Source organism: Paraburkholderia sp. HD33-4 (assembly GCF_021390635.1).
GTDB lineage: Bacteria > Pseudomonadota > Gammaproteobacteria > Burkholderiales > Burkholderiaceae > Paraburkholderia.
The window spans coordinates 330,127-344,164 of record NZ_JAJEJS010000001.1; the positions used below are offsets into that span (position 1 = coordinate 330,127).

Here is a 14,038-nt window from a genome sequence, read left to right on the forward strand (position 1 = left end):
CGGGTTGTCAGTTCGAGTCGTCATTGCAAGAAGCGCGATCCAGCAGCGCGATGGCACTACGCTCAAAATCCCATCACTACGGAGTCCGTATGACACTGTGATCGTCGATCGGGTTGCACAGGCTGTACGGCGCTATGTGCTCGTAAAGGACTGGCCAATCGACCGCGAGTAGCGGAATCGTTGGGTCTTTCCGACACCAGTACGCGATAAACCGCGCCCAACCCCCGAGAAATATTCCTCTGCCAGAACTCAGCAGACACGGAGGGCGAGCGACGGGCGGCACCAGCATCCGCGGCATTCCCGCCGCCAGGATTTCAAGGGGGTCCGACGATTCGCTCGACGCCGTCAGACGGTCCCCGGTGTCAGACAGGTATCGACGTACTTCTTCCGCTACACGTGTGCTACGAAGTTCCAGGTAAGAGGCGCGGATTTCATCGAGTACTGAACTGGGCACACACGAATAATGAGAGCCACCCAGTCTTTCCAGCGCGGCGCGCCTGACGAAGTCAGGAAGCGCCCCCAACGTTGTCTCGCTGCCGAGTAACGCATCTTGAAAGACGGGATAGCGCGCGAGCCATGGAGCAGGCGCGCGGCTCACGGGTCGGCGTGCCGATGCCCACCGGTTCGTCCGGATAGCGCGTTCCGTTCCAGCCTGTTCTCTCAGGTTCATCGCTATAAAAACCATATCAATGCGGACGTGGTTGGACATACTTGTCGAGGCTGGTATACAGCTACAAATGGGTTTTCGGTCGCATCGCGCCGAACTTAAGGGCCGCGCGAAATTATTTCCCGGAGCGTCACGATGTCTCTGACCGGAAGCTTGCTGCTTGCGCTCGCGGAACGCCATACGGGCACGCTATGATTCATTCGGCAAAAGCAATAGAGGATGGCTCAAGGCAATGTCTAGCTTACGTTTGCATTTTTGGTCGATCGCTGGGACTCTGATCGCGTTCCTGGTGTCGCTGTGGATCAATCAGGAGGTATTTACGCACACGTCTTTCGTGCGAGGCGTCAACTGGATTTTCCTGCCGTCTGGTGTTCGGCTTCTCAGCACGTTGCTGCTTGGGTTCGATGGTGCCATCGGCCTTCTGCTTGCCGGACTGATCACCGACTTTCTGTACTGGTTTCCGCAGGACCCGGTGCGTGCAATTGCAGGTGCTTTGCTTGGGTCTTTGGCACCGTATCTGGTCTACCGGTTTGCGCTCGAGTACTACGATTTGCGCGCGTCGCTGTCGAACCTGACGCCGAAGCGGCTTCTGGTTCTGGCCGTCGCCTATTCGGTAGCAAACCCGCTGTTTCATCACCTGTGGTTTGCGCTGACCGGTACGACGAAAAATTGGTTCGAAAGCTTCTTCACGATGTTTGTCGGCGATCTGACCGGTGCGCTGATCATGCTGTACGTGATGAAGGGGCTACTGGCCTTGTTGCCGAAACAGCCCGGCAATTCCCGCATGTCGAATGGCATGTTCAGCATCCAGTTGGCGTTAGACAGCGCATACACCAACCAGTTGGCATCGAAGCCTACCTGATCGAGGATCGCAGCCGTCCGTGATCCCGGCGCGGGATCGCACGACCGTGCGGAGGCGAAAAAGCTATAATATGTTGTTTTTTCTAGGAAAGTTGGTGGCAGCATGGCCTTGATGATTACCGACGAGTGCATCAATTGCGACGTCTGCGAGCCCGAGTGCCCGAACGACGCGATTTCGATGGGCCCGGAAATCTATGTAATCGACCCGAAGAAGTGCACCGAATGCGTCGGTCATTTCGACGAGCCACAGTGCATTCAGGTGTGTCCGGTCGAGTGCATTCCGCGTGACCCGAACCACCTGGAAACGCGCGAAGGTTTGATGGCGAAATATCACGCACTGCAGGCCGCCAAGGGCACCTGAAGTTCGCGGGTGACGCGCAAATAAAAACGGCGAAGGCTCGCGGGCCTTCGCCGTTTTTTTCGCGCGGCGTTTTGGTTATCCGACGTAGGCGCTGAAAATGCCGCGTAACGCGTCGAGCAGGATGTCGCATTCGGCGTCGGTGCCGACCGAGATCCGCAGATGTTGGTCAATGCGCGGCGCGTTGAAATGCCGCACGAAGATTTCCTTTTCCCGCAGCCGCGACACGAGCGTCGCGGCATCGTACCCTTCATGCCGCGCGAACAGCAGATTCGCGGCCGACGGCACCACTTCGAAGCCGAGCGCGGTCAATTCCGCCGCGAGCCGTTCGCGGCTCGCAATCACCTTCGCGCAGGATTCGCGAAACCACGCGTCGTCTTCGTAGGCGGCGGTCGCCGCGGCTTGCGCGAGGCGGTCGAGCGGATAGGAATTGAAACTGTCCTTCACGCGATTGAGCGCATCGATCAGCGCCGCATCGCCGAACGCAAAGCCGACGCGCATGCCGGCAAGCGAACGTGACTTCGATACGGTCTGCACGACGAGCAGATTCGGATAGCGGTCGATCAGCGCAATCGCCGACTCGGCGCCGAAGTCGACGTAGGCTTCGTCGATCACCACGACCGAATCAGGATGGCTCGCGACGAGGCGTTCGATTTCCGCGAGCGGCAGCGGCCGGCCGGTCGGCGCGTTCGGATTTGGAAACAGGATGCCGCCGTTGGGCACCGCGTAGTCGTCGACGTTGATCGCGAAGCGGTCGTCGAGCGGGACGGTGCGGTAGTCGACCTCGAACAGCTTCGCGTAGGTCGGATAGAAGCTGTACGTGATGTCGGGAAACAGCAGCGGCTTGTCGTGCTTGAGCAAGGCCTTGAACGTGAGCGCGAGTACTTCGTCCGAACCGTTGCCCGCGAATACCTGCTCGGCGCGGATGCCGTGATAAGCGGCGACCGTTTCGCGCAGCTTGCGTGCGCTCGGATCGGGATAGCGGCGCAGTGCGTCCGCCGTGTCGCCGAGCTCGCGGCGGATCGCGTCGAGCACGCGCGGCGACGGCGGATACGGATTCTCGTTGGTGTTCAGCTTCACCGGATGCGCGAGCGCGGGCTGCTCGCCCGGCACATACGGCGTTAGACGATGAACGATGTCGCTCCAGTAGCGGCTCAAGCGATTCTCCTCGCGGGGTCGGGTGCAGGTGTCGATGGGGGGGCGCGCGTCAACCGTTGTTGCGATGCAGTTGCATCATCGCGCGTTCGAGCTCGCCTTTGATGACTTGCGGCATCACCGCAAGCGCGCGCTCGATCGACGCGTCGATGACCTCCTGCTCTTCGCGCCGCGGCGGCTTCAACACATAGTTCGCGACGTCCGGCTTCGCGCCGGCGCGCGCGCTTTCGGGAATCAGATCGCGCGGATGGCCGATGCCGATCCGCAGCCGCCAGTATTGCTGCGACGACAGATGCGCGCTGATGTCCTTCAACCCATTATGCCCGCCGCTGCCGCCGCCGAGCTTCAGCTTGATGCTGCCGGGCGGCATGTCGAGCTCGTCATGCGCGACGAGGATCTCGTCGGGAAGAATCTTGAAGAATTGCGCGAGCGCGACGACCGATTGGCCGGAGCGGTTCATATAGGTCTGCGGCTCGAGCAGATGCACTTCCTCGCCGTGCAGCCGCGCCTTCGCGTAAAAGCCGTGAAAGCGCCGCTCGTCGCGCAGCGTCGTGCCTGCCTCGCGCGCGAGTTGATCGACCAGCCAGAAGCCGGCGTTGTGACGCGTCGCGGTGTATTCGGCGCCCGGATTGCCGAGCCCGACGATCAGCTTGATCATGGTTGCGTGAGTCCATCAGATCCGGAAGTGAAACGCAGCCGGACTAAAAAGCCGAAAAAAAACCCGCCAGGGCGAACCTCGGCGGGTCACATCGACCGTTTCATCGGAAACGGATCGAGAGGATTGCTTGCGTCGAACCGGAAGGCTCTTAAGCGGCCGGCGTTTCGCCGCCTTCAGGAGCAGCAGCAGCAGCGTCTTCAGCGATTGCGCCAGCCGGGATCGTTGCAGCAGCGACCACCGGGTTTTCCGCGTCGACGTGGGCGACCAGCGCCACACCTGCCGGCAGCGGGATGTCCTTAGCGTGAACCGATTGACCTGCTTCGATCTTCGCGAGGTCGACTTCGATGAATTCGGGCAGTGCCGACGGCAGGCACTCGATTTCGAGTTCGTTGAGGACGTGCGAGATCACCGCGCTCGACAGCTTCACTGCCGGGTTGGATTCCTGGTTCATGAAGTGCAGCGGCACCTTGGTGTGCAGCTTCTTCGACGCGTCGACGCGCTGGAAGTCCACGTGCAGCACGAGCTGACGGAACGGGTGGTATTGCACGTCGCGCAGCAGAACCTGTTGCGACTTGCCTGCCACTTCCAGATCGAGGATCGACGAGTGGAAAACTTCTTTCTTCAGCGCGTGCCACAGGGCGTTGTGATCGAGTTCGATCAGTTGCGTGTCAGCACCGGCGCCATAAACGATACCCGGGGTCTTGCCCGAGTTACGCAGGCGGCGGCTCGCACCCGTACCTTGCAGGGAACGCTCGAAAGCGACTACTTTCATCTTGAATCTCCAATACACTGCCCGCGACCAGGCAGTAAAAACAGGGCCTCGAAGCCGTAATGGCTGAGGCCCAGGAAAGCGGCAAGAACCTTCGTTCGCTCATGCCGATTGTGCAAAAACGCCGCGTGTCGCATGAAGCGTTACGCGGCATCTTCGCAAATGCTTAACTTTCAGCGAACAGCGACATCACCGAATCGCCGCGGCGGATACGCGAGAACGTTTCGGCCAGCAGACCGGCGCTCGTCAGCGAACGGATCTTCGCGCAGGAACGGGCTTCTTCGCCGAGCGGGATCGTGTCCGTGACCACGAGTTCATCGAGTGCGGAAGCGGCGATACGCTCGCCCGCGCCGCCCGACAGAACCGGGTGGGTGGCGTAAGCGAACACCTGCTTCGCGCCGCGTTCCTTCAGAACCTGCGCGGCCTTGCACAGCGTGCCGGCCGTGTCGACCATGTCGTCCATGATCACGCAGGTGCGGCCTTCGACTTCACCGATGATGTTCATCACTTCGGCGACGTTTGCCTTCGGACGACGCTTGTCGATGATCGCGAGATCGCAATTGAGTTGCTTCGCCAATGCACGGGCGCGCACCACGCCGCCGACGTCCGGCGAAACGACCAGCAGGTTGTCGTAGTTCTGCTTGCGCAGATCGCCGAGCAGCACCGGCGTTGCGTAGATGTTGTCGACCGGGATGTCGAAGAAGCCTTGAATCTGGTCGGCGTGCAGATCCATCGTGATGATCCGCTCGACGCCGGCGATTTCCAGCATGTTCGCCACGACCTTCGCCGAGATGGCGACGCGCGCCGAACGCGGGCGACGATCCTGACGGGCATAACCGAAGTAGGGGATGGCTGCAGTGATCCGGCCTGCGGATGCGCGCTTGAGCGCATCGACCATGATCATCAGTTCCATCAGATTGTCGTTGGCCGGCGCACACGTGGATTGCAGGACGAAGACATCCTTGCCGCGCACGTTTTCCTGAATCTCGACCTGGATTTCGCCGTCCGAGAAACGGCTGACCATTGCTTTGCCGAGGGGAATACCGAGGTTTTTGACGACTTCCTGTGCAAGCGCGGGATTTGCGTTGCCAGTAAAAACCATCAGGCCGTCATGGCTGCTCATCGTGCACCTACTTCAGGCTGGGGGCGGGAGAAATGCGAACTACAGCGAACTACGAGAATTTTTGGCAGGGGAGAAAGGATTCGAACCTTTGCATGCCGGAATCAAAATCCGGTGCCTTAACCAGCTTGGCGACTCCCCTACACTAACTTTGAGCTCCGCCGAACGTGGAGTTTCGTTCGACGATGCAAAACTTATGACGCGAAAGCAAAGAGTGGATGCTGATCCAGGCCCGTTGCTACTGCACTGCTCCATTCGCCAGGCAGTTTGGCTTGCGCCGCTTCTGCTTCAGCTTTGCTACGGAACGCTGCAAAAACACTGGCACCCGATCCAGACATCCGCGCTGGCGCGATGTCTTCAAACCATCGCAGCACTTGCGCTACTTCCGCGTACTTTCCTACGACAACCTGCTGCATGTCATTCCGGCCGAAACTTTCTGGCCATTCAGTGTTGCAGCTGTGTTCTGCAGGAAAGTCCGTAATTATGAGGGGCTTTGTATCTCTTGTCAACGCTTTTTCGGAAAAAATCGCTGCGGTTGGAACCTGCACCCTCGGCGTCACTACCAGGAAGTAACGCGGCGGCAATTGTACAACGTCTAATGATTCTCCGACACCCTCTGCGAACGCATTTTTCCCAAATACAAAGAAAGGAACATCGGCGCCGAGCTTCAACGCGAGATCCTGCAACTCCTGGCGCGGCAGATCGAGCTTCCACAGCCGATTGAGCGCGAGCAGTGTCGTCGCCGCATCGGAACTGCCGCCGCCGAGGCCCGCGCCCATCGGCAGGCGTTTGTCGATTTCAATATCGACGCCTTCGCGGGAGCCCGTATGCGCCTTCAGCAACGTCGCGGCACGCACGGTCAGATCATGCTCGGGTGGCACGTCGGCGATTTCGGTACGGCGCGTGATGAGCCCGTCGTCGCGTCGGGTGAAGTGCAGCGTGTCGCCCCAGTCCAGCAACTGGAAGACCGTTTGCAACGTGTGATAACCATCCGGCCGACGACCGGTGATGTGCAGGAAGAGATTGAGTTTCGCTGGCGCGAGACAGTCGCGCAGCGAATTGGTTGTTTCGATCATGAGTGAAGGCTACATGCGCCACGATGGCGCCAAACGGGTAGCAAGGTTATGTCAGCGGCCCCCGGGCCAAATGACCCGGCAACGACGACTCACTGATCCAGCACGAGCTTGATGTCGAGCGGCGGCTCCGAGCGGCTCAGATTGAGGCGCTTCACACCGGTGGCTGGCGCATCGGCATAGGCGACATAGTCGATCGTCCAGCCGTCCTGGGTGATCTGCTTCAGGCGCGACGGCTGCTCCGGATCCTTTTCGGTCGTCGCGCGCGAGGTCGGCGCCGGCGACGGCCGCAACCAGTAGCGCAACCCTTCGACCGGCAACGCGAAGCCGAGCGCGTTCTGCATCAGCGTCGATACGTTATCGGCGGTGAGCGGTGCGCGGTTCGGCAACTCGAGCGTGGCCGAAGCAGGCGACGAGGTCACGATGGCCAGCGTCTGGCCGAGCGGATTGCGCAATTGCAGCGTGACGGTGTCGCCGGTTTCCTGCCAGGAGAAATTGCCGTAGGCGTTGCGCTGCTGGCCGTTCTGATCGTTGTACTGGATCGCGAAGCGGCCCTGATACGAGCGGCTCGTCTGCGCGGTGACCTCGGTCGCGGCGTTCGACGTGGACGGCCCCTGCGGCTTCACCGACGCACAGCCGGCCAGCGCGACAACCGCTGCCGCCGCGAAACCGAGCGCGATGCCGCGCGGCGCCCTGGAAAAAGAAATCAAACGGGAAAGACGTATCAAAGATCGTTTACCTGAAGACGTTGCAACGTTTTGACGAGAGTTTCGTTGTCGGGTTCGAGCTTGCGCGCCTCGCGAAACGCGGCGCGTGCCTGTTCCTGCTCGCCGGCTTTCCACAGTACTTCGCCGAGGTGCGCGCCGATTTCGGCGTTCGGCTGGAGGCTATATGCCTTGCGAAGCAGCTTGATCGCATCGGCCGTGTCGCCCATCCGGTACTTGACCCAGCCGACGCTGTCCATGATGAACGCATCGTTCGGAGCGAGCGCCGAGGCCTTCTCGACCAGCTTGTCCGCCTCCGGCAGGCGCTGGTTGCGATCTGCGAGCGAATAGCCGAGCGCGTTATACGCCTGCGGATTGTCCGGCTGCGTCTGGATCAGCTTGCGCAACTGCGCTTCCATCACGTCGTAATGACCGGTTTTCTCGGCGGCCATCGCGTAGTCGTAGGTGAGGTCGGGGTCGTCGGGGAAGTTCGCCGTGGCTTGCTGCAGGCGAGCTTCGGCTTCCGGGTAGCGCTTCGCGTCGAACAGGATCGCAGCGTCCGTGCGCGCGATCAGCGCCACGTCACGCGGATCGGAGGTCTGCAGGTTGGCGAGCAACTGGCGCGCTTCCTCGGTCTTGCCCTGCTTCGCGAGCAGTTGCGCACGCGTGATCTGCGCGGCCAGGTATTGTTGACTCGCCGGCGAGATCTTGTTCAGCCAGTCGCTCGCGGCCGCTTCGTTCTTCTGTTCCAGCGCCAGTTGCGCGAGATAGATGTAGGCCTGGCCCGCATCGGCGCCCGGCGTCTTTTCGGCCTGCTGCGCGTATTGAATCAGATAGGTCTGCGCTTCGGAGAGATTCTTCTGCTGGATCTTGATCAGCGCGAGCGCCATCAACGGCGTCAGGTCGTTGGCGTTCGCCTTGCGCATGATCTCGAACTGCTTCTGCGCGTCGTCGAGACGGTCGCTCGCGAGATACATCTGCGCGAGCGCGAGCCGCGCGTCATGCGATTTCGGATTTTGCTGCACGTACTTCTCGAGCGATGCGATGCCTTCCTTGCGCTCTTCCGGGCCCATCTGCGACAGCATCAACGCGGCCGGCAGATAGTCGGGCTTGATCGCGAGCGCCTGCTCGAGGGACTTGTGCGCACCCGGCGCGTCGTCGGCCAGCAATTGCTGGCGTGCGACGGCCAGTTGGGCTTCCGGCCGGTTCATGTCGTTCTTCAGCAGGTCCTGCAATACGTGCAGGCCACCGACGCGATTCGGGCCGCGCGACAGCAGCAGTTGCAGCGCGAGGATCGCGCTGCCACGATTTTCTTCAGGTACCTTCGCGAGTTCTTGCGACAGGATCGGCGACGCATCGTCGGGCTTGCCGGACAGCACGAGCAGCGACGCGTCGAGTTGGGCGGCGCGTTCCGAACTCGGCGCGTACTGTAGCCACAATTGCGCGGCAGCCAGCGCGTCCGACGGGCTCTGCGCGGCCAGTGCGATCTCGGTGGCGCGTTGCGCCATGCGCGGGTCGTGCGTGTCGCGCGCGAGCGCGAGGTAGGTCTGATAGGCCGGTGCCGGCTGGTCGCGCTGCAGCGCGATTTCGGCGGCCAGCACCTGGAAGACGATCTGGCTCGACAGCGGTACGCCGGGCAGCGACTTTTCGTCTTCAGACGTCGACGGCCCCAGCGGGTCCGGCATCGTAACCGACGTGTCGTCCGAATCCGGCGACGGGTCCTGCGCATGCGCGGGCACGGCCGCTAGCGCCCACAATGCGAGCGCGGCTGCGCCGAGCATCCGGCGTGCGGACACGGCGAGCGGCACGTTGGACACGCGCGCGCGGCGCCTTGAAAGCAGCTTCACGAAGGACACGTTCATGGAAATCCGTTCAATGTTTCAGTCGATTGTAACGCGCTCGCTACAATACGCGCACAACCACTCACGCAAGTAGCAGACCAATATCAGCCATGCCAGAGTTGCCAGAAGTCGAGGTTACCCGACGAGGGATCGAACCGTATGTGTCCGGCCGCAAGGTTGAGCGCGTGGACGTGCGGACGGCCGCACTGCGCTGGCCGATTCCGGCCGACCTTGCGAAAACCTTGCGCGGCCATGTGGTGCGCAAAGTCGAGCGACGCGGCAAGTATCTGCTGTTCGAAATCGACGCAGGGTGGTTCATCGTGCACCTGGGTATGACGGGCACGTTGCGCGTTTTGCGTCATGTGCCGCATCCGCCGGCCGCGGCGAAGCACGATCATGTCGACTGGATCTTCGACGACTTCATCCTGCGCTATCGTGATCCGCGCCGCTTCGGCGCGGTGCTCTGGCATCCGCGTGAAGATGGCGACATCCTCGAGCATCCGCTGCTCGCGAGCCTTGGCGTCGAGCCTTTCTCGCCGGCGTTTTCGGGCGCGCTGATGCATCGGTTGACGCGCGGGCGCAAGGTGTCGGTGAAGCAGGCGCTGCTGGCGGGAGACATCGTGGTCGGCGTGGGCAATATCTACGCGTCGGAAAGTCTGTTTCGCGCGGGCATCCGGCCGACCACCGCCGCCGGCCGCGTGTCGCTCGTGCGCTATGAACTGCTGGCCGATGCCGTGCGCGTGACGCTTGCCGCCGCAATCGACAAGGGCGGCAGCACACTGCGCGATTTCGTCGGCAGCGACGGCGAAAGCGGCTATTTCCAGCTCGACTACTTCGTCTATGATCGTGCGGGCCTGCCATGCCGCGTGTGTGGAACACCAATCAAACAGATCGTGCAGGGGCAGCGCTCCACGTACTTCTGTCCCACTTGCCAGCGCTAGATTCTCGATGCCCTCCCGCCTGACTCCAACGACCGGCGCGCGCTCCAGCGCGTCCGACGCCACGCTCCCGTTGCAGCCGCTGCCGGGTTTTGCCGGACGCCTGATTGCGTGGCAGCGCCGGCATGGCCGTCACGATCTGCCGTGGCAGAACACTCGTGATCCGTATCGCATCTGGCTATCTGAAATCATGCTGCAGCAGACCCAGGTGTCGACGGTAATTCCGTACTACGCGAAATTTCTCGCGCGTTTCCCGGATGTCGCCGCGCTCGCCGCCGCGCCGTCCGATGACGTGATGGCGCTATGGGCCGGCCTGGGCTACTACACGCGCGCGCGCAATCTGCATCGCTGCGCGCAGGTCGTCGTCGAGCAGCATGGCGGTGCGTTTCCGGCGTCGGTCGATGAGCTCGCCGAGCTGCCGGGCATCGGTCGTTCGACGGCCGCCGCGATAGCGTCGTTCGCGTTCGGCGCGCGCGCGACGATTCTCGATGGCAACGTCAAGCGCGTGCTCGCGCGCGTGTTCGGCGTCGAAGGTTTTCCGGGCGAGAAGAAGGTCGAGAACGCGATGTGGACGCTCGCGGAATCATTGCTGCCATCGAATGCGTCGAGCGCGGAGGTCAGCGCGTACACGCAGGGCTTGATGGATCTCGGCGCGACCTTGTGCGTGCGCGGCAAACCCGATTGCACGCGCTGTCCATTCGCGCCGGACTGCGTTGCCAATGTCACCGGACGTCAACGCGAATTGCCGACCGCGCGTCCGAAGAAGGCGGTGCCGACGCGTCGCACGTGGATGCTGGTGCTGCGCGACGGCAATGCGGTGATGCTCGAGCGGCGTCCGCCGTCGGGCATCTGGGGCGGTCTGTGGAGTCTGCCCGAAGCTACCGACGAAGCATCGCTGGCCGAGCGGGCGCGGGCGTTCGGCGGCGACGGCGAAGTGTCGCCGCTCGCGTCGTTTTCGCACGTATTCACGCATTTCAAGCTCGATATCGAACCGCGGCTTGCCGAGTTCGATCGCGGTGTCGGCGCTCTGGCCGCGCTCAACGATGCGGACACCGCATGGGTCGCGCTCAGCGATCTGGATTCGTTCGGCGTGCCGGCGCCGGTGCGCAAGCTGCTCGCCAGTCTGCATGGCACGTTGATCTAGCGGAAGGGACCGGCGGGGCTGTGTGGGCGACTTGCGTCGGGCGCCGCCGCCTTCACGACTTCAGGATTTCACAGCAACTGATGCTGCTGCATGTAGTGATGCACGACGTCGATGCGCGCGCCGGCATCGGTCAATTCCATCAGCTTTTGCCGCGCGCGCAGCGCGATCGGCAGCACCTCGGCGAGACGGTTCGATACCCACGACGGATCGTCGAGCCGGAACGGCTCGGCGAAAGGCAGGCTGTCCGGATCGCGTTCGCGGATGGTCGCGATGATCCGCTCGAGCACTTCGGCGCACGCGCCGAATTTGGCCAATAGCTCATTACCTTCGAGCGGCAGGTCATCGGCGAGCGGCTCGGCCATGCCGACCAGCAGACCGCTCGCTTCGACGCGGTGTGACAACAGACGAAAGCGCTTCGTGCCGCGTGCGCGAATCAGCAACATGCCGAATGCTTCGACGTCGCACTCGTCGATTTCGGCGAGACAGCCGATCGTTTCGGGCACCGAAGGTTCTTCCTCGCGCGCGACTTCGGCGCCGCTTTTCAGCATGCACACACCGAACGCCCTCTTTTCGCGCAGACAGTCGCGCGCCATGTCGAGGTAGCGCGCTTCGAAGATCTTGAGTGGCAGCAAGCCATCGGGGAACAGCACCGTATGCAGCGGAAACAGCGGCAAATCGGCGTACACAGTATGCGTAGAGGACATGGCGCAACGCTTCGGGTTAAGGCCGCGCGATGCGGCCGGTTAAGCCACCAGCTTCGATGATTCGCCGACGTCGACCGGCGCATCGCGGTGCCGCACAATCACATTCGCCGATGCTGCGAGACGCGCGGCAAGCGTCTCCGCGATGAATACCGAGCGGTGCTGGCCGCCCGTGCAACCGATTGCAACGGTCAGATAGCTGCGATTGTCGTCGCGGAAATGCGGCAGCCACTTGGACAAATACTTCTCGATGTCGTCGATCATCTCGTGGACGACCGGCTGCGCATCGAGAAAATCCATCACCGGCTTGTCGAGCCCGGTGAGCGGTCTCAATTCATGATCGTAGTATGGGTTCGGCAGAGTGCGTACGTCGAATACGAAATCCGCGTCGAGCGGCACGCCGCGCTTGAAGCCAAACGACTCGAACATCAGCACGAGCCCCGCGTCCTCCTGCTCGATGAAGCGCTTGACCCATGCGCGCAGAACGTTCGCGCGCAGATTGCTCGTGTCGATCTGATGGCCGAATTCGGCCAGTCCCGCGACCAGTTCGCGCTCGCGTTCGATCGCCTCGGCGAGCGACGTAAGCAACCCAACGTCCGCGTCGTGAGCGGGTGAACCGGACAGCGGATGGCGGCGACGCGTTTCGGAGAAGCGTTGAATCAGCGACTGCGTGCTCGCGCTCAGGAACAGCACGCGCACGTCGTGCGAGCGCTTTAGATCGTGGATCATCGCGGGCATTTCGTCGAGCGACGAACCGGAGCGCGCGTCGATCGCGACCGCAAGACGATCCTGGCCGTCCGCGGCGAGGTAGGTGGCGAGTTGCTGCAGAAAACGCGGCGGCAGATTGTCGACGCAGTAATAACCCGCGTCTTCGAGCGCGTTCAGGGCAACCGATTTGCCGGAGCCGGAGATACCGGTGATCAGAATTATGCGCATGGAGTCGTCGAGAGCGTAGATTTCATCATAGCATCTGGCCTCCATGCGCGTGCCCTCGGCCTGCCTTCTACGGGCGCTTCATGGCACTGCGGACGGCTTCAGATCAGCTTGCCGGGAAACTGGCTATCGGGATCCTGCATGGCGAGACGTTGCCGATCCATGAAATCGCGCAGCGTGTCGATCCCGCGCAGCTGCAGGATCGTATTGCGCACGGCCGCTTCGACCAGCACCGCGAGGTTGCGGCCCGCGGCGACCTGGATCGTCACCTTGCTGATCGGCAGGCCGAGGACGTCGACCGTCTGGCTTTCGAGCGGCAGCCGCTGGAATTCGCCGTCGGGGCGGCGCACCAGTTGCACGATCAGCTTCAGCTTCATTTTGCGGCGCACCGCCGTTTCGCCGAAGATCGTCTTGATGTCGAGCAGACCGAGGCCGCGCACTTCGAGCAGATTCTGCAGCAGCGGCGGACAGCGTCCTTCGACGAAGTCCGGGCCGAGGCGCACGAAGTCGACCGCGTCGTCGGCGACGAGACCATGGCCGCGGCTGATCAGTTCGAGGCCGAGTTCGCTCTTGCCGAGACCCGAGTCGCCGGTCAGCAGCACGCCCATGCCGAGGATGTCGAGAAACACGCCGTGCAGCGTTGCGCGCGGCGCGAGAATGCGCGACATATAAAGACGCAGGCTATCGATCACCGCGGCGGCCGAGGTCGGCGTCGTGAACAGTGGCGTCGACGAGCGGGTGCAGCGCAACACCAGCTCCGGCGGCGCAGCGACCCCGCCTGCGACCACCAGAAACGGCGGCTCCAGCGCGATAAGCTCGGCCATGTGGCGCGAGCGGTCTTCGTCGGTCTGACGTTTGTAGTAGTCGATTTCAGCGTCGCCGAGCACCTGGATCCGGTTCGGGTGGATCAGGTTCAGGTGGCCAACGAGGTCGGCGCTCGACGTGGCATTGGCGACCGATTCCGAAGAAAAGCCGCGCTCCCAGCCTTCATGCCCCGTGAGCCAGCTGAGCTTCAGCATGGCGGCGTTGTCGTCGAAAATGCTCTGGGCGTTGATGCTGGACGTATCCATGAGTCAGTGACTCCAGTGTGAGCCGCTTGTCGGGCCTTACCTGCGT

General features: G+C 62.3%; 14 protein-coding genes and 1 tRNA gene. 4 read left to right on the plus strand and 11 right to left on the minus strand.

Features of this window, described 5'->3' with window-relative positions:
- The first annotated feature begins 899 nt into the window (after positions 1–899).
- Positions 900–1,529 (plus strand): hypothetical protein, encoded by a 630-nt coding sequence (locus L0U84_RS01555; protein ID WP_233851901.1) that lies wholly within the window; start codon positions 900–902, stop codon positions 1,527–1,529.
- Between the two features lie 102 nt (positions 1,530–1,631).
- Positions 1,632–1,889 (plus strand): YfhL family 4Fe-4S dicluster ferredoxin, encoded by a 258-nt coding sequence (locus L0U84_RS01560; protein WP_233846796.1) that lies wholly within the window; start codon positions 1,632–1,634, stop codon positions 1,887–1,889.
- A 75-nt stretch (positions 1,890–1,964) separates the two neighbouring features.
- Here L0U84_RS01560 and hisC read toward each other — a convergent pair whose 3' ends face one another.
- The 8 genes from hisC to L0U84_RS01600 form a co-directional block, all read right to left on the minus strand.
- The gene (hisC, locus tag L0U84_RS01565) at positions 1,965–3,044 is read right to left on the minus strand and encodes a histidinol-phosphate transaminase (protein ID WP_233846798.1); all 1,080 of its coding nucleotides are present in this window, start codon (positions 3,042–3,044) and stop codon (positions 1,965–1,967) included.
- Between the two features lie 49 nt (positions 3,045–3,093).
- Positions 3,094–3,699, minus strand: a complete 606-nt coding sequence (pth, locus tag L0U84_RS01570; protein ID WP_233846800.1) for an aminoacyl-tRNA hydrolase — start codon at positions 3,697–3,699, stop codon at positions 3,094–3,096.
- Positions 3,700–3,847: 148 nt separating this feature from the next.
- Positions 3,848–4,471 (minus strand): 50S ribosomal protein L25/general stress protein Ctc, encoded by a 624-nt coding sequence (locus L0U84_RS01575; RefSeq protein ID WP_233846802.1) that lies wholly within the window; start codon positions 4,469–4,471, stop codon positions 3,848–3,850.
- Between the two features lie 163 nt (positions 4,472–4,634).
- The gene (locus L0U84_RS01580) at positions 4,635–5,591 is read right to left on the minus strand and encodes a ribose-phosphate pyrophosphokinase (protein ID WP_233846804.1); all 957 of its coding nucleotides are present in this window, start codon (positions 5,589–5,591) and stop codon (positions 4,635–4,637) included.
- Positions 5,592–5,653: 62 nt separating this feature from the next.
- Positions 5,654–5,730, minus strand: a tRNA-Gln gene (locus tag L0U84_RS01585).
- A gap of 52 nt (positions 5,731–5,782) precedes the next feature.
- Entirely contained in the window at positions 5,783–6,664 is an 882-nt protein-coding gene (gene ispE, locus L0U84_RS01590; RefSeq protein ID WP_233846814.1) for a 4-(cytidine 5'-diphospho)-2-C-methyl-D-erythritol kinase, read from the minus strand.
- 89 nt (positions 6,665–6,753) lie between these two features.
- Positions 6,754–7,386 carry a lipoprotein insertase outer membrane protein LolB gene (lolB, locus tag L0U84_RS01595; protein WP_233851902.1) on the minus strand — a complete coding sequence of 211 codons (633 nt, stop codon included), beginning with the start codon at positions 7,384–7,386 and terminating at the stop codon, positions 6,754–6,756.
- Positions 7,386–9,227: a tetratricopeptide repeat protein gene (locus tag L0U84_RS01600; protein ID WP_233846816.1), complete on the minus strand. Its 1,842-nt coding sequence runs from the start codon at positions 9,225–9,227 to the stop codon at positions 7,386–7,388. The genes lolB and L0U84_RS01600 overlap by 1 nt, the downstream gene beginning before the upstream one ends.
- An 89-nt stretch (positions 9,228–9,316) precedes the next feature.
- Here L0U84_RS01600 and mutM point away from each other — a divergent pair, with 89 nt between their 5' ends.
- Together mutM and mutY are read left to right on the plus strand one after the other, a co-directional pair.
- The gene (mutM, locus tag L0U84_RS01605) at positions 9,317–10,147 is read left to right on the plus strand and encodes a bifunctional DNA-formamidopyrimidine glycosylase/DNA-(apurinic or apyrimidinic site) lyase (protein WP_233846818.1); all 831 of its coding nucleotides are present in this window, start codon (positions 9,317–9,319) and stop codon (positions 10,145–10,147) included.
- 7 nt (positions 10,148–10,154) lie between these two features.
- On the plus strand, positions 10,155–11,288 hold the full coding sequence (mutY, locus tag L0U84_RS01610; RefSeq protein WP_233846827.1) for an A/G-specific adenine glycosylase: 1,134 nt from the start codon (positions 10,155–10,157) through the stop codon (positions 11,286–11,288).
- Between the two features lie 68 nt (positions 11,289–11,356).
- On the opposite strand, the gene L0U84_RS01615 is transcribed toward mutY, so the two are convergent.
- The 3 genes from L0U84_RS01615 to hprK all read right to left on the minus strand — a co-directional run bounded on the left by L0U84_RS01615 (position 11,357) and on the right by hprK (position 13,992).
- Complete coding sequence (locus tag L0U84_RS01615; protein WP_233846829.1) at positions 11,357–11,992, minus strand: LON peptidase substrate-binding domain-containing protein; 636 nt, start codon at positions 11,990–11,992, stop codon at positions 11,357–11,359.
- A 39-nt stretch (positions 11,993–12,031) separates the two neighbouring features.
- Positions 12,032–12,925 (minus strand): RNase adapter RapZ, encoded by an 894-nt coding sequence (gene rapZ / locus L0U84_RS01620; RefSeq protein ID WP_233846837.1) that lies wholly within the window; start codon positions 12,923–12,925, stop codon positions 12,032–12,034.
- Positions 12,926–13,023: 98 nt separating this feature from the next.
- A complete protein-coding gene (gene hprK, locus L0U84_RS01625) occupies positions 13,024–13,992 on the minus strand; it encodes an HPr(Ser) kinase/phosphatase (RefSeq protein ID WP_008921706.1) in 969 nt (322 codons plus the stop codon).
- Positions 13,993–14,038 lie beyond the last annotated feature (46 nt).